The 19,473-nt window shown below is 62.4% G+C and carries 26 protein-coding genes; 18 read left to right on the top strand and 8 right to left on the bottom strand.

All coding sequences use genetic code 11. The features are described 5' to 3' along the window. A partial coding sequence (locus H567_RS0111375) for a DUF6443 domain-containing protein (RefSeq protein WP_028321496.1) occupies positions 1-849 on the bottom strand: 849 nt, incomplete at its 3' end. Between the two features lie 1,117 nt (positions 850-1,966). Here H567_RS0111375 and H567_RS0111365 point away from each other — a divergent pair. From H567_RS0111365 to H567_RS0111345, 5 genes are all read left to right on the top strand, one after another. Beyond that, a complete protein-coding gene (locus tag H567_RS0111365; protein WP_208598367.1) occupies positions 1,967-2,242 on the top strand; it encodes an AbrB/MazE/SpoVT family DNA-binding domain-containing protein in 276 nt (91 codons plus the stop codon). Then, positions 2,239-2,502, top strand: coding sequence for a hypothetical protein (locus H567_RS0111360; RefSeq protein ID WP_051184749.1), 264 nt, complete (start codon positions 2,239-2,241; stop codon positions 2,500-2,502). Before H567_RS0111365 ends, H567_RS0111360 begins: the two co-directional genes overlap by 4 nt. A gap of 130 nt (positions 2,503-2,632) precedes the next feature. Then, positions 2,633-3,541 (top strand): TPM domain-containing protein, encoded by a 909-nt coding sequence (locus H567_RS0111355; RefSeq protein WP_084517175.1) that lies wholly within the window; start codon positions 2,633-2,635, stop codon positions 3,539-3,541. Between the two features lie 20 nt (positions 3,542-3,561). Further along, a complete protein-coding gene (locus H567_RS0111350) occupies positions 3,562-4,293 on the top strand; it encodes a hypothetical protein (protein WP_028321492.1) in 732 nt (243 codons plus the stop codon). A gap of 1 nt (position 4,294) precedes the next feature. Continuing rightward, on the top strand, positions 4,295-4,870 hold the full coding sequence (locus tag H567_RS0111345) for a LemA family protein (RefSeq protein WP_028321491.1): 576 nt from the start codon (positions 4,295-4,297) through the stop codon (positions 4,868-4,870). Positions 4,871-4,885: 15 nt separating this feature from the next. Here H567_RS0111345 and H567_RS0111340 read toward each other — a convergent pair whose 3' ends face one another. Beyond that, positions 4,886-5,278 carry a helix-turn-helix domain-containing protein gene (locus H567_RS0111340; protein WP_028321490.1) on the bottom strand — a complete coding sequence of 131 codons (393 nt, stop codon included), beginning with the start codon at positions 5,276-5,278 and terminating at the stop codon, positions 4,886-4,888. Between the two features lie 230 nt (positions 5,279-5,508). Between H567_RS0111340 and H567_RS24490 the strand changes: the two genes are divergently transcribed. Genes H567_RS24490 through H567_RS24485 form a run of 3 tightly spaced genes read left to right on the top strand, consistent with a single transcriptional unit; the run spans position 5,509 to position 7,179 of the window. Then, positions 5,509-5,823, top strand: a complete 315-nt coding sequence (locus H567_RS24490; protein ID WP_051184747.1) for a Smr/MutS family protein — start codon at positions 5,509-5,511, stop codon at positions 5,821-5,823. Then, the gene (locus H567_RS0111330) at positions 5,816-6,328 is read left to right on the top strand and encodes a YeeE/YedE thiosulfate transporter family protein (RefSeq protein WP_028321489.1); all 513 of its coding nucleotides are present in this window, start codon (positions 5,816-5,818) and stop codon (positions 6,326-6,328) included. Before H567_RS24490 ends, H567_RS0111330 begins: the two co-directional genes overlap by 8 nt. Then, the gene (locus H567_RS24485) at positions 6,328-7,179 is read left to right on the top strand and encodes a DUF6691 family protein (protein WP_084517171.1); all 852 of its coding nucleotides are present in this window, start codon (positions 6,328-6,330) and stop codon (positions 7,177-7,179) included. Before H567_RS0111330 ends, H567_RS24485 begins: the two co-directional genes overlap by 1 nt. A gap of 126 nt (positions 7,180-7,305) precedes the next feature. Here the strand turns inward: H567_RS24485 and H567_RS24480 are convergent, their stop codons facing one another. Continuing rightward, entirely contained in the window at positions 7,306-8,538 is a 1,233-nt protein-coding gene (locus tag H567_RS24480) for a hypothetical protein (RefSeq protein WP_051184746.1), read from the bottom strand. A gap of 20 nt (positions 8,539-8,558) precedes the next feature. After that, positions 8,559-9,863: a 3-deoxy-D-manno-octulosonic acid transferase gene (locus H567_RS24475; protein WP_051184745.1), complete on the bottom strand. Its 1,305-nt coding sequence runs from the start codon at positions 9,861-9,863 to the stop codon at positions 8,559-8,561. Between H567_RS24475 and H567_RS28535 the strand changes: the two genes are divergently transcribed. Further along, complete coding sequence (locus tag H567_RS28535) at positions 9,852-10,058, top strand: hypothetical protein (RefSeq protein WP_153306151.1); 207 nt, start codon at positions 9,852-9,854, stop codon at positions 10,056-10,058. The genes H567_RS24475 and H567_RS28535 overlap by 12 nt on opposite strands. A 62-nt stretch (positions 10,059-10,120) precedes the next feature. Here H567_RS28535 and H567_RS0111305 read toward each other — a convergent pair whose 3' ends face one another. Both H567_RS0111305 and H567_RS0111300 read right to left on the bottom strand, forming a co-directional pair. Then, a complete protein-coding gene (locus H567_RS0111305) occupies positions 10,121-11,074 on the bottom strand; it encodes a selenium metabolism-associated LysR family transcriptional regulator (RefSeq protein ID WP_051184744.1) in 954 nt (317 codons plus the stop codon). An 8-nt stretch (positions 11,075-11,082) separates the two neighbouring features. Further along, complete coding sequence (locus tag H567_RS0111300; RefSeq protein WP_028321487.1) at positions 11,083-11,742, bottom strand: MBL fold metallo-hydrolase; 660 nt, start codon at positions 11,740-11,742, stop codon at positions 11,083-11,085. Positions 11,743-12,452: 710 nt separating this feature from the next. Here H567_RS0111300 and H567_RS0111290 point away from each other — a divergent pair. Further along, positions 12,453-12,656 carry a hypothetical protein gene (locus tag H567_RS0111290; RefSeq protein WP_153306150.1) on the top strand — a complete coding sequence of 68 codons (204 nt, stop codon included), beginning with the start codon at positions 12,453-12,455 and terminating at the stop codon, positions 12,654-12,656. 12 nt (positions 12,657-12,668) lie between these two features. After that, on the top strand, positions 12,669-12,971 hold the full coding sequence (locus tag H567_RS0111285) for a hypothetical protein (RefSeq protein WP_028321485.1): 303 nt from the start codon (positions 12,669-12,671) through the stop codon (positions 12,969-12,971). 257 nt (positions 12,972-13,228) lie between these two features. On the opposite strand, the gene H567_RS0111280 is transcribed toward H567_RS0111285, so the two are convergent. Beyond that, positions 13,229-13,609: a hypothetical protein gene (locus tag H567_RS0111280; RefSeq protein ID WP_028321484.1), complete on the bottom strand. Its 381-nt coding sequence runs from the start codon at positions 13,607-13,609 to the stop codon at positions 13,229-13,231. 253 nt (positions 13,610-13,862) lie between these two features. On the opposite strand from H567_RS0111280, the gene orn reads away from it, so the two are divergent. The 4 genes from orn to H567_RS0111260 all read left to right on the top strand — a co-directional run bounded on the left by orn (position 13,863) and on the right by H567_RS0111260 (position 15,794). Next, complete coding sequence (orn, locus tag H567_RS24470; protein WP_051184743.1) at positions 13,863-14,465, top strand: oligoribonuclease; 603 nt, start codon at positions 13,863-13,865, stop codon at positions 14,463-14,465. Positions 14,466-14,559: 94 nt separating this feature from the next. Next, positions 14,560-14,763 carry a hypothetical protein gene (locus H567_RS0111270; RefSeq protein WP_028321483.1) on the top strand — a complete coding sequence of 68 codons (204 nt, stop codon included), beginning with the start codon at positions 14,560-14,562 and terminating at the stop codon, positions 14,761-14,763. Between the two features lie 80 nt (positions 14,764-14,843). Continuing rightward, positions 14,844-15,206: a cupin domain-containing protein gene (locus H567_RS0111265; protein WP_028321482.1), complete on the top strand. Its 363-nt coding sequence runs from the start codon at positions 14,844-14,846 to the stop codon at positions 15,204-15,206. Between the two features lie 120 nt (positions 15,207-15,326). Beyond that, positions 15,327-15,794, top strand: coding sequence for a CBS domain-containing protein (locus tag H567_RS0111260; RefSeq protein ID WP_028321481.1), 468 nt, complete (start codon positions 15,327-15,329; stop codon positions 15,792-15,794). A 158-nt stretch (positions 15,795-15,952) separates the two neighbouring features. On the opposite strand, the gene H567_RS24465 is transcribed toward H567_RS0111260, so the two are convergent. Further along, positions 15,953-16,696, bottom strand: coding sequence for a YkgJ family cysteine cluster protein (locus H567_RS24465; protein ID WP_035254129.1), 744 nt, complete (start codon positions 16,694-16,696; stop codon positions 15,953-15,955). Between the two features lie 151 nt (positions 16,697-16,847). Between H567_RS24465 and sucC the strand changes: the two genes are divergently transcribed. The 3 genes from sucC to H567_RS0111240 all read left to right on the top strand — a co-directional run bounded on the left by sucC (position 16,848) and on the right by H567_RS0111240 (position 19,463). Continuing rightward, positions 16,848-18,014: an ADP-forming succinate--CoA ligase subunit beta gene (gene sucC, locus H567_RS0111250; protein WP_028321480.1), complete on the top strand. Its 1,167-nt coding sequence runs from the start codon at positions 16,848-16,850 to the stop codon at positions 18,012-18,014. An 11-nt stretch (positions 18,015-18,025) separates the two neighbouring features. Next, on the top strand, positions 18,026-18,925 hold the full coding sequence (gene sucD / locus H567_RS0111245) for a succinate--CoA ligase subunit alpha (RefSeq protein WP_028321479.1): 900 nt from the start codon (positions 18,026-18,028) through the stop codon (positions 18,923-18,925). Between the two features lie 145 nt (positions 18,926-19,070). Further along, positions 19,071-19,463, top strand: a complete 393-nt coding sequence (locus H567_RS0111240; protein ID WP_028321478.1) for a hypothetical protein — start codon at positions 19,071-19,073, stop codon at positions 19,461-19,463. Positions 19,464-19,473: the final 10 nt, after the last annotated feature.

Here is a 19,473-nt window from a genome sequence, read left to right as displayed (position 1 = left end):
CCCGAGGGGGTCATAGGCTTCGTAGCGGGTGCTGACGGCCCCCCGGGCCGCTTTTCGCAGCCTCCCGCGTCCGTTCGGGATCGACGTGTCGTCATAGGTAAAGGTGATCGACGGCTCCCCGTTCGAATAGGCCTTGAGGACCAGCCGGTTGAGGGCGTCGTAGCCGAAGCGGGTGGTCAACCCGCGGGCGTCGGTCTGGGCGGTGAGGTTTCCGCTCGGGTCATAGGCGTATCGCCACGCACCCATATCAGGGTCCTGCATGGCGGTCTTTCGGCCCAGGGTGTCGTAGACGATCTGCGTCTCCTTGCCCTCGTGATCGACGACCTTCAGCAGGTCGCCGCCGGCGTTGTAGGTGTAGCGGGTATAAAGAGAGCTGTTCTCGGTCTGTTCGACGACCTGGAGAACGCGGCAGAGGGCGTCTTTTAGGATCGTCTTCGCGGTGCCCTCGGGCCCCCACACGGTTGTGGAAAGGCCCTGATAGGTGCAGGCCGTGGCGATCTGGCCGTGTTCGCCGTCCGGGCCGATGACCCAGAGCGGGCGCCCGCGCTCGTCGTAGACCGTCTGCCGATAGGGGTAGCGGTCGGGCGGCTTGCCGTCCTCGAGGAAATAGGGGCCGGCCGTCATATCCTCCCGGCCCATCGCATCGTAATGGCGGTAGGCGATGACAGGCTTTCCTTCTTCACCGAAGCCGATGGTCTGGATGGGGCGGCCGAGACCATCGACATAGACATATTCGGCCTGTACGTTCCCTTCGCTGTCCTGAAGGCGAGCCGTGGCGGTATATCGGGGAAGGCTTTCGAAGCCGTAGCTCGACCAGGTGACCCCTCCATCCGGATAAGCGGTTTGCACGAGGCGGCTTGCTTTCCTGCCGGCCTCAATTGCGCGGGCATTTCGTTCCACCGCGTCTGCCTTGCATTACTCTACTTGTATCCCGAAGACCGCTATCGCCATCAGTACCCATCCCAACACCCACGCAGCTGGGCGCAGACCCCCAGCGCCGTGCAACAGCCGGTTCACGATCCAACCCCCTCGGGAAGGCCGCAGGCCCCGGGGAAACGGGGTGCCTGCTTTCAGACTCTGTGGCCTTCATGATGGCACGGGGGGCGAGTCCGGTTAGAGGTTCAAATTATGTGCCCCATCCGGTCGGTTGATGATCGACCATGCAAATCCGCTGCGGCGTTGACTCGATGAGGTCGCCTGGTATGGGTTCGAGGACTCCGGTATGCCTGCTCGGCAGTAGGAGTGATTGGAATAGCCGGGGCTGAAAACACCTGCCCGCGATTTGCGGTCTGTATTCTCCAGGTCCTAGCGATCCAGAGAATTTTTAAGCATGGACCCAATCAAGATATGTGCCGGAATGGCGAAAAGGGCGTGGATAATGTCACTGTTTGTCGGGTATGATGTGTAAATATATAATATTATATGGAATTACAGAAAGAAAATCCTTGCTTCAGAGGCGGAACAATGTCCTTTTATAGTTTGCAGCGGCCGGGAAACAGCCGTGATGTGCATCGATATCGCCCAACAACCAAGAGATCGGCGCCTCTTTTTCAGGGCATGCCTTGGAGTGAGGGAGCGTTGGATCGACCGCCGTTTTTCGAAGACAGGGCTTCCAATGATGTCGGCCGCAGTTGGGATTATGATCCGGTAAAGAAGATGAAAACAGGCAGGATACCGGCCGAGGTGATGGCACGCGCTTCATTCTTTTCGGAGTGGCGCGGTCGATACATTTTGGAACGGTGAGGGGTATCTGTGTATAGGCAAGATATATAGCCAAGGTATGGAAAAGGCGATCATGGTTGCAAAGTTTTTTTGCTGTTGAAATAACCGTTTGGAAAGAAATATAGGGGCGCCTTGACACCCCCGCCAGTCATGTTATCATTTTATAAAATTACGAAATTCATAATTTGTGGAATAATGAAAAACGAACAAAACCGTCAAGATCAAGGAGCAGGATATGGCGCTGATGAAGATCAGGAAGAATTTCCAGTTGACCATTCCCCAGGGCCTTCGCAAAAAGTTCAGACTGGTGGAAGGGGATTACGTCGAGATGGACATCAGGGATGAATGCATTGTCCTCCGGCCGGTGAAGGTGATCCAGCCCGACCAGGAGTATTTTTACTCCAGGGAGTGGCAGGAGAAGGAAGCCGAGGTTGACGAGGATGTCCGCAAGGGCGACATCGCCGGGCCCTTCGAGAACGCCGCTGAGGCCATTGAAGCCCTGAAGACCGCCAAGATATGAAAATGAGGCTGGCCTTTTCGAAAAGGTTCATCGAGGATTACCGCCGGCTTCCAGCCCCTGTCCAGAAAGCCGCCGACAAACAGTTGGAGCGGCTGCTCTCCGATTTCCATCACCCGTCCTTGAATGCTAAAAAAATGCAGGATTCCCGGGATATCTGGGAGGGGAGAGTCAACAAAGGTTACCGCTTCACCTTCCAGATCCATGAGGACGTCTATTTTCTCCGGCGCATCGGCACCCACGATTTACTGAGAAGGCCTTGAGCTAGGGCAATCTTTTCACGGCGGCGAAAGCCGGGTGGTGTGGTGGCTTCGCCGTCGTCCGTCGAGGTTTCTTGTCTCTCCTCGATGACGATCTGGAGGGTTTCCTCTCCGCGGTGGACGGAAAAAGGGGGTGACGAAGCGCTGGTGCGTCATTATACTGACGGCCATGGGGATACAGGTCAAAGGAATGGGTGGGGTCCTGTGCCGGAGGGTCGACGCTGGACTGAGCGCTTGGCGGGGCGGCATCCGGAATGCGCGGGCGGCTTCCATGGGCCTGGGTGCCGGGAGCCGCACGCTCGCTGCCGCCCTTTTGCTGCTCGCTGCGGTCTGGCTCGCGGCCCCCGCCGCGGCCGAGAGGCCTTTCCCGCAGCCTGATGGCCCGGTGAACGATTTTGCCGGGGTCCTTTCACCGGAGGAGCGGCAGCGTCTGGATGCCCTCACCCGGGAGGTATTCGAGAAGACCGGTGTGGCGGTGGTGGTCGCGACGTTTCCCGACATCGGCGGGGCCGAGTACAACGATTACGTCAACCGCCTCTATGCGGCGTGGGGCATCGGGAAAAAGGGCGAGGACAAGGGCGTCCTGATCTTCGTGACGATCCAGGAGCGTAAGATGCGGATCGAAACGGGCTACGGCGTCGAGGGCGTCCTCCCCGACGGGCTGGTAGGCGAGATCCGCGACCGCTACATGCTTCCCTATTTCAGGGAGGACCGATTCGGCGAGGGGCTCCTGAACGGCACGCTCGCTGTGGCGAAGGTGCTTGCCGACGATGCGGGCGTAGCCCTTACCGGCGCCCCCGAGCCTAAGGCGTCCGCCCGCCGCGAAGACGGTGCGCCCTTCTGGCCTTTCCTGATCTTTATCCTGATTTTTTTGACGATTGTGCGAAGCGGTTCCCGCTCGAGGGGTGCTGCGCTGCCCTGGATCGCGGGCGCCCCCCGCGGCGGCGGGACCGGCTCCGGCGGTTTCGGCGGCTTCAGCGGCGGCTTCGGAGGTTTCGGCGGGGGCATGAGCGGTGGAGGCGGCGCGGGGGGCGGATTCTGAGGCATGGGAGGGAGGCGGTGATGGCTCGAAGCGCGAAAGATCCGAAGGCGCTGCTGCCGGAGATCATCCAGGATTTCCGGGAGGTATTCGGCAACGATTTGATCTCCCTCATCCTCTATGGCAGTGCGGCCGGGCCGGAGTATGACCCGGCCCGCTCGGACATCAATCTGATGGCGGTGCTGCGGCCGGAGGCCATGGGCCGGCTCGACGAGGCCTTCAGCCTCGTCCGGAAGTGGCGCCGGAAAGGTTGCGCGGTGCCTCTTTTCCTGACCGAACGCTATATCGCCGGCTCCTTGGATGTCTTCCCGATCGAGTACCTGAATTTCAGGTCCCGCTATGCCATGGTTTACGGCAAGGATGTGCTGAGGGGGCTGGAATTGAAGCCCTCGCTGCTGAGGCTGCAGTGCGAACGCGAGATCAAGGGCAAGATGTTGCTGCTCCGCGAAGGGTTCGTCGAAACCGAAGGGAAGCGGGGTACCCTCGCAGCGCTGATCGCGGATTCGACCGGCGCCCTGACGGCCATCTTCAGGGCCCTCGCGGCTCTGAAAGGATTGGAAATGCCCGGGTCCAGGCGGGCGCTCTTCACGGAAGTCTCGAGGGTTTTCGACTTGGACGGGGGCGTGTTCGAACGTTTGCTGGATGTTCGTGACAGGAAGATCAAAGGGGCGCAGGCGGATATGCCGGCGCTTTTCAAACGATATCTGGCGGAGATGGAAAAACTGTCCGACGCTGTGGATGCTATGGGAGGCTGATATGGGCAAGACCGGAAAGACCCTTTTGGTCGTCATCGGGATCATCGCCGTGCTGGGGCTGCTGTCTTTTTCATGGATCAAGGGGACTTACAACGACCTTGTCGCCATGGACGAATCCGTCAAAGGCGCCTGGGCTCAGGTGGAAAACCAGCTCCAGCGGCGCTATGATCTCATCCCCAATTACGTCGAAACGGTCAAGGGCTATGCGGCGCATGAAAGGGAGGTCTTCGTGGATGTGACCGAGGCCCGTTCACGGGTCGCCGGCGCTGAATCGATCCCCGAAAAGATCGAGGCGAACAACGCCCTCTCATCGGCCCTGTCGCGGCTGCTCCTGGTGGTGGAGCGCTACCCCGACCTGAAGGCGAACACGAATTTCATCCGTCTCCAGGATGAACTGGCGGGAACGGAAAACCGCATTGCCGTGGAGCGGCGGCGCTTCAACGAGATGGTCAGGGAGTACAACACGAAGATCCGCAGCTTCCCGACCAATGTGCTGGCCGGTCTTTTCGGCTTCGAGAAGGCGGCCTTCTTCGAGGTGCCCCCGGAGCGGCAGGAGGCTCCGAGGATTCGGTTCTAGGGGGGAGCATCCCCGCTACGCGTTTTTCCGCTCTTCATGGAAGGCCTTGAAGACGCAGCATGATCGGCAGATCTGCATTTTTTCTGCCCAGCTGCCATGGGCGGCGCCTTCGCAGAAGGTTCCGTTCACGAACCAGCAGAGGTCGCCCGAACCCCATTCCCATGCAGGGCATCGGGATCTGACCTCCTCGGGGCAGTGCCGTTCTTCCCAGCAGGAGCGGGGCTTTTGGCCGGCCGCCTTCGCCTTCGAGAGCAGGAAATAGATCTGCCGTTGGGCGTGCGGGGGGATGGTGCGCCATCCCTGTTCATAGCTGTGGACCGTCTTGAGCGAGGTCGCGAGCAGTTCGGCCATCTCCTTCTGGGTCTTCCCGAGCCTCTGGCGGATGACGGCGAATTCATGGGCCTCCATCGATGATCTCCTCTGGAATGGGGAAAATGGATACGGTGCCCTTAGGGTGCGCGAACAAGGTTCCTGGTGAAGGATTCTCCCGGTGCGTAGCGGGTGTGTCAAGACTTCCGAAGTGGAAACGAGCACGGGGCGGGTAAAGCGTTTCCAATGGGACACCAGTAGACCACATTGTGGTAGTGATGTCAAGTTCGAACCAGCCGGTGCAGCCGGCTCACCGCAGGGGGCGATGCATGGAGAACGATCCTGTCAACATCCCGGTGGACGGGTGCCTCGACCTGCACACCTTCGCCCCGTCAGAGGCCGGAGACCTGGTGGAGGACTATATCGAGGCCTGTCTGGTGGAGGGCATCTTCGAGGTGCGGTTCATCCATGGGAAAGGAAAGGGGGTCCTCCGCGAGACGGTTCACGCGCGGCTGAGACGCAGTCCGCATGTCCTGCGCTTCGCGCTCGATGCGGGCCCGTCCGGTTGGGGGGCGACGGTGGTCTGGTTGAAGGAGAGGCGTTTGGAGGCGTCGAAAGGGAAGGAGGGTGCAGACGATGAATGACGAGCGGTACAGCAACCCTTATGTGATCGGGATCCTGCTCGGCCTGGTCCTGCTTTTCACGTTCTATACCATGGGGCGGGGCCTCGGGTCCTCGGCGTCCTTTGCGCGCATCGGGACGGCCGGGGTGCACTGGGTGGCCCCGGAGCATGCGCAGGCCAATCCCTATCTTTCGAAATACCTGGCCTGGGGGCGCTCCCCGCTGATGGACTGGCTCGTGTTCCTGACGCTTGGCGCCGGGCTGGGGGGGCTTTTCTCGGCCTTCATCGCCCGCCGGGTCCGCGGGGAGGTGGCGAGAGGCCCATCGATCGGGGTTTCGGCCCGGCTCTGGCTGGCCCTCGGGGGCGGAATCCTGTCCGGGTTCGCCGCGCGGCTCGGACGCGGATGCACGAGCGGGCAGGCGCTGACCGGGGCGGCTGAACTGGCCTTCGGGAGTTGGGTGTTCATGTTCTGCATCTTCGCGGGCGCATACGCCGCCGCCTGGTTTTTCAGAAAGGAGTGGTTGTGATGGGGCCTCTCTACAAGTTCGGATGGTTCGATTACGCCTACGCCCTGCAGCTGGCGGTCCTGATCGGCTTCCTCTTCGGGTTCGTGCTGGAGCGGGCGGGCTTCGGCAATGCCCGCAAACTGACGGCGATCTTCTACCTGCGGGATTTCTCAGTCCTGAAGGTCATGTTCACCGCCATCGTCGTCTGCATGCTTGGACTGCTGTACTTCTCGGTCTTTGGATGGATCGATCTCGGCCGCGTCTATCTCCTCCAGACCAATATCTGGCCTCAGATCGTGGCGGGTCTGCTTCTGGGGGTGGGTTTTGTGATGGGCGGGTACTGCCCGACCACGTCCGTGGTGGCGACGGTCTCGGGGAAGCTCGACGGTCTGGTCTTCCTGGGGGGGATGGTCATCGGCTCGGTGATCTTCGCGGAGGTTTTCCCGCTGCTGGCCGGTTTCTATGAAGCCGGGGCCATGGGCGCCGTAACCCTCTCCGACGTGCTCGGCATCCAGTCGGGAATCGTTGCTCTCGGCGCCTGCCTGATGGCCGTCGGCGCCTTCTGGCTCGGGGAGCGCCTCGAGGGCCGCTTCGGCGACCCGGAGCGCCTTCCGGGCGGATCGCGGCGGATGAAGCTGGGGGGAGCGGCCCTCCTGGTGGCGCTGGGCCTGATCCTCGCTGTCGTGAACCCGGACCGTTTCGTCTCGTCCCGTCCGGAGGCCCAGCCCGAGGCGGAAAGCATCGAGGCGACGTCCCAGCCGGAAAGCGTTCCGGCCGCCGGGTTCGACGCGGCTGCCCCGGCTCCGCGGGCGGCCGAACCGCCAGCACCGGCGCCGGGGGGCTTCCGGATCCTCCACGATGAAGGCTGTTAGCGGACGATCACCGCGCCGTCTTGGCTCAGGCGCCCGGTCCCTCGATACCGGCCAGGCCGGGAGACGCGGCGAAGCGGTTGAACAAGCGCCGAAGCCGGCGCACAGCCTCCTCGTTTCCGGATGGATCTAGCCGGCGGCGGCTTCTGACCCCCGGCTGCCTTCGAGCGGCGGGGCGGCGGCGATGAGGCGCTCGCGGTCGAGCGGCCGGATGTGTTCGACGATCCACTCCCGCATGCGCGCACCGGCGGGAAGGGACTGCTTGTAGCTCATGAAATCGAGCTCGATGCCGAGGGCGTCCGCTGCGTCCAGGGCGATCAGGGGCCAGATCTCCCCGATGTCCCCGACGATCGGGATGCTTCCCGGGATCCGGGCGAACCCCGACATCTCCATCCGGAAGGGCACGGCAAAGGTCTTGGTCTTGGGGAGCCCCTGGTCCACCGCGTCGGTGACGGTGTGCGCCGCCTGCTCACGCTGCCAGACGACCTCGAGGTTGGGGTCGAGGTCGATGCGGACGATGGTCTTCTGTTCGAGCGAGTAGGTCCACCCGCCTTCCCAGTCGACCCAGAAACCGTGTCCTGTGTAGCGTTCGAAAGGTCCGTCGTGGATCTCCTGCGAAAGCGCCAGGGCCGATTCGATGATGACGTCGGCGCCGGCGAGCATCTCGGCGACGCGCCGGGCGCGCTCTGAAAGCGGCAGTGAATCCCCCACCGCCAGACCGACCTCCCCGCCCCCCACGAGCTGCGGGATCGTCACCAGGACGGGCAGATGGAGCGCGGTCCCGGCCCCGATCATGGTCAGAGGGTCGGCGCCGTAGCCCGCCATCTGTTCGAACGGGATCTTGTGCTGCCGGGCGAGGGGCAGGATCTCGCGCGCGATCCGCTCCGTGCGCCATCCGGTGGGATAGGCGAGATTCCCGGCCACCTTGATGATCGTGTGGCCGGGCAGCGCCAGCATGCGCTGGTAGAGGTCCGGATCGAAGGTGATTTCCCGGGCGATCCGGGCGATCTGCGCGTCGTCCAGGAGGGTCGCTTCGACCTTCCCGTCGGAAGGCAGTCGTTCGGGCGCGATGCCGAGCGCGGCCCCTTCGATGCGCTTGACGCGCTCGAGGGTGCCCCCCATTTCGTGGTTGATGACGGCCGAACTGGTGGTAACGCCGTCGATCAGCCCCTTGTGCATGAGTTCGGCGACCAGCGTGGTGACCCCTTCATGAAGGTTCGGCCCGCTTCCGAGGACGGCCACGACCTTGCCGCCTTTCTGTTTGGCGGCGACGATCCGGGAGACGGCCTGATTCAGCCGCTCCAGGACCTCGGGGCGAAGGGAACGGCGGATGTCGGCCAGGGTGCTGCGATCGATTTCCATGGTGCGTCTCTTTCTAAGATTCATAGGGTGAAAGGTCCGGTGAGTTTCACGATCTCCAGGGCGTGGCGCTCGGCCGCCGCCAGGTTCTGGAGTACGGCCTGGCGGCCTTTGGCGGCCCGCTCCCCGCTCGCTTCCGGGTGTGCCAGGTGCCAGATGATCCGCTCGGCCAGTTCGTCGCCGTCATGGACCGTTTCGCCGGCGCCGGCCGCCTCGAGCAGGGCGCGCGCATCCCAAAAGTCGTCCATCCAAGGCCCGTAGAGGACCATCTTGCCCCAGGCCGCCGGTTCGAGAGGGTTCTGACCGCCGAGCGGCACCAGGCTCGCCCCGCAGAAGGCCAGGTTCGCGACGCTGTACAGGCCGAAAAGCTCCCCGAAGGTGTCGAGGATGACGACCGGGGCGGTGCGCCGCCGGCCGGGTCCCTCGAGCCCGGTCCGCAGCTCGCAGAAAAAACCGGAGCGCTTGACGAGCGCCTCGATCTCCCGCACCCGCTCGAGGTGGCGCGGTGCGATGACGAGCACGGCCTCAGGGAAGACCTCCCGGACGCGCCGGAAGGCCTTCAAAAGCGTTTCCTCTTCGCCTGTGCGGGTGCTGCCGGCCACGACGACCGGCTGGCCTTCGTCCACCGAGAGCAGCCGGCGGAAACGCTCCGCGTCTTCCGGGCGGATAGATTTGCCGAGCAGGTCGTATTTGGCGTTCCCGTTCACGACCACCCGCTCCCGGGGTGCGCCCATCGCAAGGATGCGGTCACGGTCGGCCGCGGTGATCATGCTGAAAAGGCTGATACGCTCGAGCACTGGCCGGAAGAACGCACGGAGCTTTACGTAGCGTTTGATAGAGCGGGCGGAGATGCGGCCGTTGACGATCGCCGTTCGAATGTGCATGCGGTCGGCCGCGGCGACCCAGAGCGGCCAGATTTCGGTCTCCAGCAGGACGAGGACGTCGGGCCGGACGGCCTTCAGCGCCCGCTTAACACAGGGCGCCGCATCCAGCGGGGAGTGGACGACCAGCGCCTGCTCCCTGAAAACCTCCTCGGCCAGACGGCGTCCATGGGGGGTGATCGTCGAAACGACGAAGACTGCATCCGGCACATGCCTTCGGATCGCCTGAGCGAACGCCTCTGCGACCTTGACCTCGCCGAGCGAGACGGCATGGATCCAGAAGCGCGGGCCGCCTCCCAAAGCCTTCAGGCGCCGCAGGGGCAGCAGCCCGAGCCGCTCCCTGAAATGGACCCGGTACCGGGGGTTCGAGAGCGGAATCCAGAGCAGGAGCGGGGCGAGGCAATAGAACAGGACCCAGCCCAGAATGGCGTAGCATTGGATCAGCATGACAAAATCCGGCAGTCCTTCCTTTCAGTCAGCATCGGCCGTTTTCTCCACCCGGATTTGCACGTCCCGGCCGACCGGAGCCTCGTCGACAACCTTGCCGCCGTTGTGATCGATGACCTTGTTGACCCGCTCGAGCTTGTCGCGCTCGACGATGAAGGCGAAGCTCTCCCCGGGGTGGATGATGCGAAGACATAAACTTATGTCCAGATAGGCCCTTCAGCAGTCCCCTCGGTAATCGATGACCTTTTCGTTCGGGTTCATGGTTGGTTCTCAGGCTCCTTGGGATGGGATCGCAGGAAATCCAGCAGGGCCATGCACAGCGGCGAGGCGGTGCGCCTGCGGTCCCGGATGAGGTAGAAGCGGCGCTTCATCGAGACGCCTTGGATCCTCAGGGCCTTCAGGGCCCCGGCGGCGAGCTCCGTCTGGACGGCCCGCCACGAAAGGACCGACACGCCGAGTCCGGCCTTGACCGCTTCCTTGACCGCGGTCGAGGTGCCGAAGCGCGCCACGACATGGAGAGGGAGCGATCCGCCTTTCTCAGCGCCCTGCAAAGCATCTTCCAAAATCTTGAGGGTCCCGGACCCGATCTCCCTCTGGACGAACGGCTCCTTGAAAAGCGCTTCGAGCGTCAGTTCGTTCTGACCGGCCAGGTGGTGGTCCGCGGGGACGATCACGAGGAGTTCGTCGTCCCAGAGCGGGGTGTAGATCAGGGCCTGATGCCCGCCCTTCGATCCGACGATGCCCAGTTCCAGCCCGCCTTCCAGGACACGGTTCTCGATCTCGCTGCTGTCGCCGATCAGGATGTTGACCGTGAGGAGCGGATGACGCCTCCGAAAGGCGCCGATGACCCTCGGGAGAATGTACTCGCCGGGGATGGTGCTGCCGCCCATGCGGATCTCACCGTGCTGGACGCCCAGAAACTCCTGCATCTCGAGGAGCGCGTTGCGCTTCATCTCGAGGAGCAGTGCGGCATGCTTGTAAAGGAGTTCACCGGCCCTGGTGGGGATCACCTGGCGGCCCAGCCGGTCGAGCAGCCGGGTTCCCACGTGGCTTTCCAGAGTCGCGATCCGTTCGCTGACCGATGCCTGGGAGAGGAAGACGGCCTTGGCCGCCTTCGAGAAGCTCTTCAGGTCGACGACCTGGCGGAAGATCTCCAGCTGGCGGAGGTCGAAGTCGATGTCCGGAGGCGGCTGTTCGGTTGTTTTTTTCATCCCGACCCCTACAGGTAACCGAACCAGAACGTTTCGATCTCCCGGAAATTGTCCGCCACGGCCTCGCCGCCTCTGATCATGTCGCCGTGGCCCGGCAGGAGCAGTTCCACATCGAGTTGGGCGAGCCGCTGGATGCTCTGCTTGAGCTGGGCGCCGTCGCCTGCCGGGAGGTCGGTCCTGCCGATCCCTCCCTGAAAGACGACATCGCCGGTGAAAAGCGCCTTCTTCTGCGGCCAGTAAAGGGCGATGGAGCCTGGAGAGTGCCCGGGCGCATGGATCACCTCTAAGGACAGATCGCCGATCTCGAGCCCGCCTTCCGTCAGGAGGATCTGGGGCGCGAAATCCGCAACCCCCAGGGCCTGGCCATAGCGCGGCGCCATGCGCCGGATGAAGTCGAGTTCGACCGTGTGCATGGCGATCAGGGCCGGGCCGCCCGCAAAACGCCGGACGGCCTCGATGTGGTCGGGGTGCCCGTGGGTGATCAGGATGACATCGATGTCTGCCGCGGTGATCCCGAGCCGTTCGAGTTCCGTCTCGACATGCCCGAACAGGTGGTCATGCCCCGGGTCGATCAAAATCCTCCGGCTCCCGTCGATGAAATAGGTGTTGGCGTTGTTGGCCGTCGGGTTGAACCAGAAAAAACCGTGCAGGTCATTTTCTATTTGCATGGGGGCCTCAAAAAGTTAAAAATATATCTTATCGGCGGACTTGATCGGGTTCTATGAAAATCTCCATTCGAAAATACGAATTTCCGGCCGGCGTCGAGGAGATCGAGCCCTTGTTTCCGGGGTGCCCGAAGCGCCGCCTCACAGGCGGATATCCAAATCGATGCCGGGATCGGCCAAACCGGGAACCCGCTTGGCAGGCGTGGGGCTGAGCACTCGCAGCGTGTCAAGGAAATCCAACATTTCCGGCCTGGAGCCCCGGTGGCAGACGGTAAATACCGGCTCCCAACGCTTCGCGCTGGGACTGAGCACGGCTAGCCTGTGAAGAACCCGGGACCCGCCGCGAAGGGCCGACACTGCGCGAGACGGAGCCGGTGAAGAGACCGGGAACCATCCCGACGGGGTGGCGCTGAACAGACGCAGCCGCCGAAGGAAGCCGTTTTCGGATGGAAACCCGGATCGTTCCGGGTAATCGTCATTCCGGAAGCATACTAAAAAAGGCCTGTCGGGGATGTCAAGCGCTAAAGAGACAGGCCGACGGTCGACTCCGGGGGCGCTGCCCCGTCAGGAGCCGCTGGTTCGGCAATTGAAAAAACATCTTGTGCTGGAGCTGCATGATGGCGGGCGGTGAAGAGAAAGAAAGCTGTGGATGTCAGGTCTGTCCAGGACAGATAGAGGTTCCCACGGAGAGGGAAAGAGCCGCGCTCGCGGAAATGAGGGCGATCAAGGAGCGTGTGCGGGTGCTCAAAGGCAGCCTCGATTCCATCCAGGAGAAGGGCGGCGACCGGTCGCACATGGTGAAGGAAATCGAAACGACGCTCGCCTCTCTCAAGGCTGAATGGGAGCGATGGGAGGAAGAGCGCAACGCGGCCGCGCAGGAGCGCATGCGCCTGCTGGGCCATGATGAGACGGTTTGAGGGATTTGGTTCATGACAGAAGAGGCAATGGCCTGGTTTGAGGAAGAGGAAGAGATCGGTACCATCCGGTGCGTGATCTGTGGTGTGGCGGTGGATTCGGTAGAGGAGGCCCTGGACTGCGACTGGGCGCCTTTTTTCTATGAGGGGAATGATCAGCACGGACCCGCGTGCGCCGGCTGCTCCAGCGCCCTGATGAGGGTGGATGAATTCGGGGAGATGGAGGTCAAGGAGGAATACCGCGGCAAGATCCGCTACCTGGACGAGCCGCTCGAAGACGACGGCGACTATGTATTCATGGGCGCGATCTACAACTGAACGGCCGGGAAGCGCCCTCGAGAAAGGTTGAAAAGCCCGCGGCACCGGCCGGAAAGTTGCCCGATGTGCGCAGTCGACTCTGTGAAGCACCCCGCGATTTCGGGCTGTGAGGGCGGATTCGACCCCGCCTCGAGCGGTACGGGGCCCGGCACTCGAGATGCCGGTAAATGCCGACTCGCGATAGGAGTTTCATCCGGGCGCGGGTCCGTGCACCAAAAGATAGATGGTGGGACCCGCCGCCTTTCAGAGACGAGGCCTCAGTGCCCGCAGCAATGGTCTTCGCAGCGGGCCGTATCGGCCATTGCGCGGATGATCTCGCGCTGGTCGCTTTCCTGAATGTCCAACACCTCGACTTCGAAACACCCCCCCTCCTCGATGGTCGCATGGGCGGGCAGCAGCGTCCAGAGATGGCCGAAGAAGTCCGGCCACTGCTCGTCACCGGGCTCGACCCTGAAGGTTTCACCGAGTTTCTTCCCTGCCAGTTCGAACTCGAAGGGTGTCAAGCCCTGGGGCGCGATGCCGAAGACAAACGTCAAGCTGCCCTGTGCTTCATCATCGGAAAGGGCGGCGCCGCGGAGTTTTCGGAGCCCGGCGGTTACCTTGGTAAGATGTTCTACTGTTTTGACGGAATGCTCCATGCGTGGCTTCCTCCCTGAAGAATGAGTATCTGTGTATATACAATAAGACATTTTCTCCCGTGCGCAAACCATCCCGGAATCGGTCACCGGGATTTCCCTGGTGGCCGGTTTGTCCTGTGTGGTATAGTGTTTCCACTCCGAAAGGGTTTTTTTGGCAGTCTCCGATTCCAGAAGAAAAAATCCTCATTCTTCTCCCGCCTGCTGCTGATCGCCGGCAGGCCGGTCGACCGCAGATCAACCGGGGGGATTGCGCATGACGCCGCCGCTGGTATGGCTCGATCTCGAGATGACGGGGCTCGACCCTGAACGGCATGTGATCCTGGAGATCGCCTCCGTCGTGACGGATGGTCATCTGCGCACCTTGGAGGCTGGGCCGCACCGGGTGATCCACCAAACGGAAGACGTTCTCTCGCGGATCGACATCTGGAGCGCCGAACAGCACGGCGTCGCCGGTCTGCTCGAAAAGGTGCGCCGATCCGAGTGGACCTGCGAGGCAGCCGAGGCGGAGACGCTGGCTTTTCTAACAGGGCACTGCGCGGCCGGCGTGGCGCCCCTTTGCGGGAATTCCGTCTGGCAGGACCGGCGCTTCCTGATCCGCCATATGCCGCGCCTGGCCGAATTTTTCCACTACCGGAACATCGACGTGAGTTCGATCAAGGAACTGGTGCGGCGCTGGTATCCGGAACTCCCGCCCTTCCGCAAAGAGAAACGCCACCTCGCCTTGTCGGATATAGAGGAATCGATTCGGGAACTCGCTTATTACCGGCGCAGCGTCTTCAAACCGCCCGAAGACCTGCAGGCCCCGGCGGATCGATGTGCGGGACTTCCCGGGTCTTCGGCAGAAGGCGTTTCCTGAGCCGGGGGTCGGGGCGGCCCCCGGGACGCCTGGAGAAGGAGCGGGTTGCGCAAGGCGGATTTCAAACGACAGAAGGGAGTGAGCAGCAGGAGCGATGGCATTGAATCCCAAGACTGAAAAAATCCTGATCGCCATGCTTTGTTTGGGGGGTGTCGCGATGGCGGCCTGTGGTCTGATTCTGGACAACGACTCCCTGTTTGTGCTGGGCCTGGTCGGAGTGGTCGCCGGTTATTCGCTGCTGCGGAAGAAATTGAAGGCGATGCTGCGTGATCAGGAGTCCCGCTACAGGGGTGTTTGACAAGGGGCTGGAATTCATTTAGTGTCGATTGGGAAAGGATTTCCGACTCGTGCGGCGGTGAACGGGGGCGTGTTGTGCCGATGGAAAACGTGAAACCGAAGGTTTGTCATTACGAGGATGTACCGGCCAGGGATTTCGGAGCCGAGGCCCCCGGTGTGTCCATCCGCTGGGTGATCGGGGAGGCCGACGGGGCGCCGACTTATGCCCTCCGGATGATCGAGGTGGCTCCGGGCTGCCGGACACCCGACCACAGCCATCCGTTCGAGCACGAGAATTACGTGGTCGCGGGGAGAGGCCAGGTGCGGCTCGGCCAGGATTGGCATGAGATCGGCGCGGGCAGCATCGTCTTTGTTCCGGGCGGACTGCGCCACTGCTACCGCAACACCGGGAGCGACGTGCTGAAGTTTCTCTGCGGGATACCGGTTTCGGCCGCCAAACCCTGAGTCGCGCGGCGGTGCAGCTGTCTTTCATGATCATGGCGGGCCTTTCCTCGGCCGCGGTTCTGCCGCCTCGCTCCGCGAGCCTCGAAAAGGTCCTGAATCCGAAAAGAATGGAGCGCGCATATGGACGCGAAGGCAAGAGACATCATGGTGAGGGAGTTTGACACGGTAGCGGCGGATGCGCCTCTGAAAGAGGCGGTCAAGAAGCTTCACGAGGCTCAGGTCCGGGCGACGGGATACAAGGCCTTCGGCATCCCGGTGGTCGATTCGATCGGGCACGTGACGGGGATGCTCTCCATGTTCGATGTCATCTATCATTTGCGTCCGCCCTTCATGAACTACGAACTCGAGAGCTTTTCCGCCTGGGAGGGGGAACTTGGCCCCTACCTCGAGCGGTTCGAGGGCCTGAAGGTGGAAGAGGTGATGAGCACCCCCGTCGCCACGGCCGAAGCGGACGATCACGTGATGGTCGTCATGGACCGCATGGTCAAGAGAAGGGCCCGGCGGCTGCCCGTGGTGGAAGGCAACCGGATGATAGGCATGATCTATCTCTCGGATGTTTTCCACTATCTCTGCAAGAGCTGGTTGTAACGGTTTTCACCTGAGAGGGGGGGTCGCGAACGAAGAAGCCGGACGGTCCGCGCGCGAACCGATGGGGAAAAGCTGCATCTCCAGCTGGGGATTCGGCGCAAGCTGATACCCGCCTCCGAATGGGCCTGTATCGAGGCTGCAGGCCTTCCGCAAAGCCGTCAATCCGGGGGGAAAAGCGCCTTGCGCAGAAAAGCGAGGCCCAGGTCGAGCAGGGCGGTGTCGTCCCCGGCGATGCACTCCCTGACGTTCACCGGGACCTCGAACCGATCCAGAAAGCCCGTCGAAAACACGAATTCACGAAAGATGTCCAGATTGTAGCATGCCACCAGAACCTTCTGAAGCTGACGTTCATCGAGTCCTTTCCCCGAAGCGCGGCGTGGGTGGAATATGAGCTCCAGCATCCTGTCGTTCATGGCGGAGTAAGGGTCGAGGCCTTGCCCCGTGTGCCAGGTGCCAACCGTCCATACCCTGTTTTCCTGCCTGCCGAGGCACTGGGGCGGATCAAGCATATAAAAGAAGGCTTCGAGCCGGCCGCTGCCGGAGGCATACCCCGATACGCGGCACAGCGGGTAGAGGCGGCAGGCGGTCGGCCGATCGGCATAGACCTTGCATCCCTCGACCCCGAGGAAGGGGCAGCGTCCATCGGCCCCATCGCTCATCCTGAGCAGAACGACGGGAAACCCGGATTGGGGGTCTGTGCGGTACAGGGTGTACCGATCGAGGAACACGTCGGAGTGCAGGTTCAAATTTCTGCGAAGCCTGAGGACATCGTAAGGCGTCAGCGGGAGGTGCTTGTTCCGGCAGCACGTGTTGAAGCAGGATAAACCCTGATGGCAGTCGAAGCGGAAGGTGTCCTGGATGGTCAGTTGTTTTTCGGGGGGTGGTGCGGTTTCGATGAACATGATTCCCCTGTGCTCGATGGTGGATTGCGGGAGGACCGAAGGCCGGATACGGTCCGAGGCGGCATTCTAACCCTGCCGGCCGCCCTCCGCAAGCGGCGAATGACGTTTGTCCGTTGTAGACCTGGACTTTTTTGAAGGAGTATCCGCTGACATGAAGATACATGAGTATCAGGCCAAGGAGATCTTCAGAGGGGCCGGCATTCCGGTGCCCGACGGAGTGGTGGCGAATTCCCCGGAAGAGGCCGCCGAAGCGGTGCGGCGCGTGAAGGGCCCCCCCTGGGTGGTCAAGGCCCAGGTGCATGCCGGCGGGCGGGGGCAGGGGGGGGGCGTCAAGGTGGTCCGGAGTCCGGAGGAGGCGGGGGCGGCCGCGGAAAAGATCCTTGGGGCGCCGCTCGTCACCAGGCAGACGGGCCCCCAGGGGGTGCGCGTGAACCAGGTTCTGGTCGAAGGCGGGGTGGACATCGACCGGGAGCTTTACCTCGGGATGGTGATCGATCGGGCGACTGCCAGCCCGACCATGATCTTCAGTCCTTCAGGGGGGATGGACATCGAGGTGGTGGCGTCGGAGGCCCCGGAGCACATCTTCGAAGAGGCCGTCGATCCCGCGACGGGGTGGATGCCGTTCCAGGGCCGCAACCTGGCCTACGCCCTGGATCCGCTGCCCGAGCCCGCGGCATTGAAGGGCTTGATGCAGGTGATGCAGAAGGTCTACGAGATCTTTTTGGCCCATGACTGCTCTCTGGTCGAGATCAATCCGCTGGTGATCACCCGCGACGGGAAGGTTGTGGCGCTCGACGCCAAGTTGACGATCGACGACAACGCCCTTTTCAGACAGAAAACCATGCTCGAGTTGGACGATCCGCGGGAAAAGGATCCGCTCGAGTTGATCGCCGAGAAGCACCACCTCAATTACATCCGCCTCGACGGCAACGTGGGGGCGATGGTCAACGGCGCCGGGCTGGCGATGGCGACCATGGACGTGATCAAAATGGCCGGAGCCGAGCCGGCCAATTTCCTGGATGTGGGAGGCGGGGCCACGGAGGAGATGATTACCCGGGGGTTCGAGATCATCCTGTCGGATGACCGGGTCAAGGCGATCCTGATCAATATCTTCGGAGGGATCCTGCGCTGCGATGTCCTCGCCAGGGGCGTCGTCGCCGCGGCCCGCAAGACCAGCATCGGGGTCCCTCTGATCGTGCGCCTCGAGGGCACGAATGTGGAAGAGGGGCGGGCCATCCTGAGGGCGTCGGACCTGAAGTTCCTGGTGGCCCACAATCTGGCGGAGGCGGCTGAACTCGTATCCAGAAACCTTTCCTGAGCGGGTCGATTATGAGCATATGGGTGGATGAAACCAGTCGGGTAGTGGTCCAGGGGATCACAGGCAAAGAAGGCACCTTTCATACGGAGCGGATGATCGATTACGGCACGGTGGTGGCCGCGGGCGTGACCCCGGGCAAGGGGGGCGGCAAAGCGGTGCGCGGCGTGCCGGTTTTCCACTCCGTCGCCAAAGCGGTGGCGGAGGAGGGTGTCGATGTCTCCTGCATCTTCGTTCCGCCTCCCTTTGCGGCTGATGCGGTGATGGAGGCTGCGGCGGCGGAGGTGCGGGTGATCGTTTGCATCACCGAGGGGATTCCGGTGCTCGACATGGTGCGCGTCGCGCATTTTCTGCGCGGTAGGGACTGCGTCCTGATCGGGCCGAACTGCCCCGGCATCATTTCACCGGGCAAGACCAAGGTGGGGATCATGCCGGGGGATATCCACAGGCGCGGGCCGATAGCGGTCCTCTCCCGAAGCGGGACCCTGACATACGAGGTCGTCGAGCAACTCACGCGGGCGGGGTTGGGGCAGTCGACCTGCATCGGGATCGGCGGGGACCCCATCGTCGGGACCTGCTTCATCGACCACCTGGAACGGCTGAAGGATGACCCGGAGACGAAGGGGGTCGTTCTGATCGGGGAGATCGGCGGGACGGCCGAGGAGGAGGCCGCCCGCTATGTGGCGGCATGCTTCCCCAAACCGGTGATCGCCTTCATCGCCGGCCGGACGGCGCCGCCGGGGAGGCGGATGGGGCATGCCGGCGCCATCATCTCCGGCGGGCGGGGAAAGGCGCAGGACAAGATCGACGCGCTCGAACAGGCCGGTGTAACGGTGGCACACGACCTCGGCCGCCTGGGGCAGACCGCCCTGGAGGTGATGGGTGCGGCCGGCGTCCTTCCGAACCTTGCTTGACTCGCGCAAGGGCGAGTGATAGCATATCTTATCTGCAAGTAGGGACAGGATCCGCGTGGATCCGCCTCCCGGACTAGCATTGTACCAGGACTGAAAAAGCCGCCTTTCCGATGTCATCTTTGCCTTTGCGGCTGAGGGGGGACGCATGAACAAGATCCTGGATATCGCTGGACGCCTGAAGGAAAAACAGCGCGAAGAGCAGATCGAAGCCAACCGCCGGAAGCTGGAAACGATCCAGAGGACGATCCATTGTTCTCTCTGCTCTTTCAAGTGCGGCATGTGCGGGCATCATTTCGACACCACCGATGCGTTTTGTCCTCCGGAAACGTCCTCAGGCGAAATCAGCCTTTGCGACAGCTGCCGCGAGGAATTCGAGGACTTCATGAAGCAGGTGTCGGGCAAGAAAGGCCGCCGGATGTTTTGGCACAACAAAGAATGGGTTCAGCTCTGGTCGGCCTGGCTCGACTATCGTGAAGCCATGGTCAATTTTAGAAAATCTTATGAATTCAGGCGCTTGATCCAGGAATTGGACACCTGATTCTTGAGGT

Source organism: Desulfatiglans anilini DSM 4660, from assembly GCF_000422285.1.
Taxonomy (GTDB): Bacteria; Desulfobacterota; DSM-4660; order Desulfatiglandales; family Desulfatiglandaceae; genus Desulfatiglans; species Desulfatiglans anilini.
This window is presented reverse-complemented; position numbering and strand designations above follow the sequence as displayed.

Bases quoted from the DNA above. Each gene is read 5' to 3' on its own strand.
- H567_RS0111365 (WP_208598367.1), top strand. From the start codon at position 1,967: ATGAAGATCAGGAAGAATTTCCAGTTGACCATTCCCCAGGGCCTTCGC.
- H567_RS0111360 (WP_051184749.1), top strand. From the start codon at position 2,239: ATGAAAATGAGGCTGGCCTTTTCGAAAAGGTTCATCGAGGATTACCGC.
- H567_RS0111350 (WP_028321492.1), top strand. From the start codon at position 3,562: ATGGCTCGAAGCGCGAAAGATCCGAAGGCGCTGCTGCCGGAGATCATC.
- H567_RS0111345 (WP_028321491.1), top strand. From the start codon at position 4,295: ATGGGCAAGACCGGAAAGACCCTTTTGGTCGTCATCGGGATCATCGCC.
- H567_RS0111340 (WP_028321490.1), bottom strand. From the start codon at position 5,278: ATGGAGGCCCATGAATTCGCCGTCATCCGCCAGAGGCTCGGGAAGACC.
- H567_RS24490 (WP_051184747.1), top strand. From the start codon at position 5,509: ATGGAGAACGATCCTGTCAACATCCCGGTGGACGGGTGCCTCGACCTG.
- H567_RS0111330 (WP_028321489.1), top strand. From the start codon at position 5,816: ATGAATGACGAGCGGTACAGCAACCCTTATGTGATCGGGATCCTGCTC.
- H567_RS24485 (WP_084517171.1), top strand. From the start codon at position 6,328: ATGGGGCCTCTCTACAAGTTCGGATGGTTCGATTACGCCTACGCCCTG.
- H567_RS24480 (WP_051184746.1), bottom strand. From the start codon at position 8,538: ATGGAAATCGATCGCAGCACCCTGGCCGACATCCGCCGTTCCCTTCGC.
- H567_RS24475 (WP_051184745.1), bottom strand. From the start codon at position 9,863: ATGCTGATCCAATGCTACGCCATTCTGGGCTGGGTCCTGTTCTATTGC.
- H567_RS0111305 (WP_051184744.1), bottom strand. From the start codon at position 11,074: ATGAAAAAAACAACCGAACAGCCGCCTCCGGACATCGACTTCGACCTC.
- H567_RS0111300 (WP_028321487.1), bottom strand. From the start codon at position 11,742: ATGCAAATAGAAAATGACCTGCACGGTTTTTTCTGGTTCAACCCGACG.
- H567_RS0111290 (WP_153306150.1), top strand. From the start codon at position 12,453: ATGAGGGCGATCAAGGAGCGTGTGCGGGTGCTCAAAGGCAGCCTCGAT.
- H567_RS0111285 (WP_028321485.1), top strand. From the start codon at position 12,669: ATGACAGAAGAGGCAATGGCCTGGTTTGAGGAAGAGGAAGAGATCGGT.
- H567_RS0111280 (WP_028321484.1), bottom strand. From the start codon at position 13,609: ATGGAGCATTCCGTCAAAACAGTAGAACATCTTACCAAGGTAACCGCC.
- orn (WP_051184743.1), top strand. From the start codon at position 13,863: ATGACGCCGCCGCTGGTATGGCTCGATCTCGAGATGACGGGGCTCGAC.
- H567_RS0111270 (WP_028321483.1), top strand. From the start codon at position 14,560: ATGGCATTGAATCCCAAGACTGAAAAAATCCTGATCGCCATGCTTTGT.
- H567_RS0111265 (WP_028321482.1), top strand. From the start codon at position 14,844: ATGGAAAACGTGAAACCGAAGGTTTGTCATTACGAGGATGTACCGGCC.
- H567_RS0111260 (WP_028321481.1), top strand. From the start codon at position 15,327: ATGGACGCGAAGGCAAGAGACATCATGGTGAGGGAGTTTGACACGGTA.
- H567_RS24465 (WP_035254129.1), bottom strand. From the start codon at position 16,696: ATGTTCATCGAAACCGCACCACCCCCCGAAAAACAACTGACCATCCAG.
- sucC (WP_028321480.1), top strand. From the start codon at position 16,848: ATGAAGATACATGAGTATCAGGCCAAGGAGATCTTCAGAGGGGCCGGC.
- sucD (WP_028321479.1), top strand. From the start codon at position 18,026: ATGAGCATATGGGTGGATGAAACCAGTCGGGTAGTGGTCCAGGGGATC.
- H567_RS0111240 (WP_028321478.1), top strand. From the start codon at position 19,071: ATGAACAAGATCCTGGATATCGCTGGACGCCTGAAGGAAAAACAGCGC.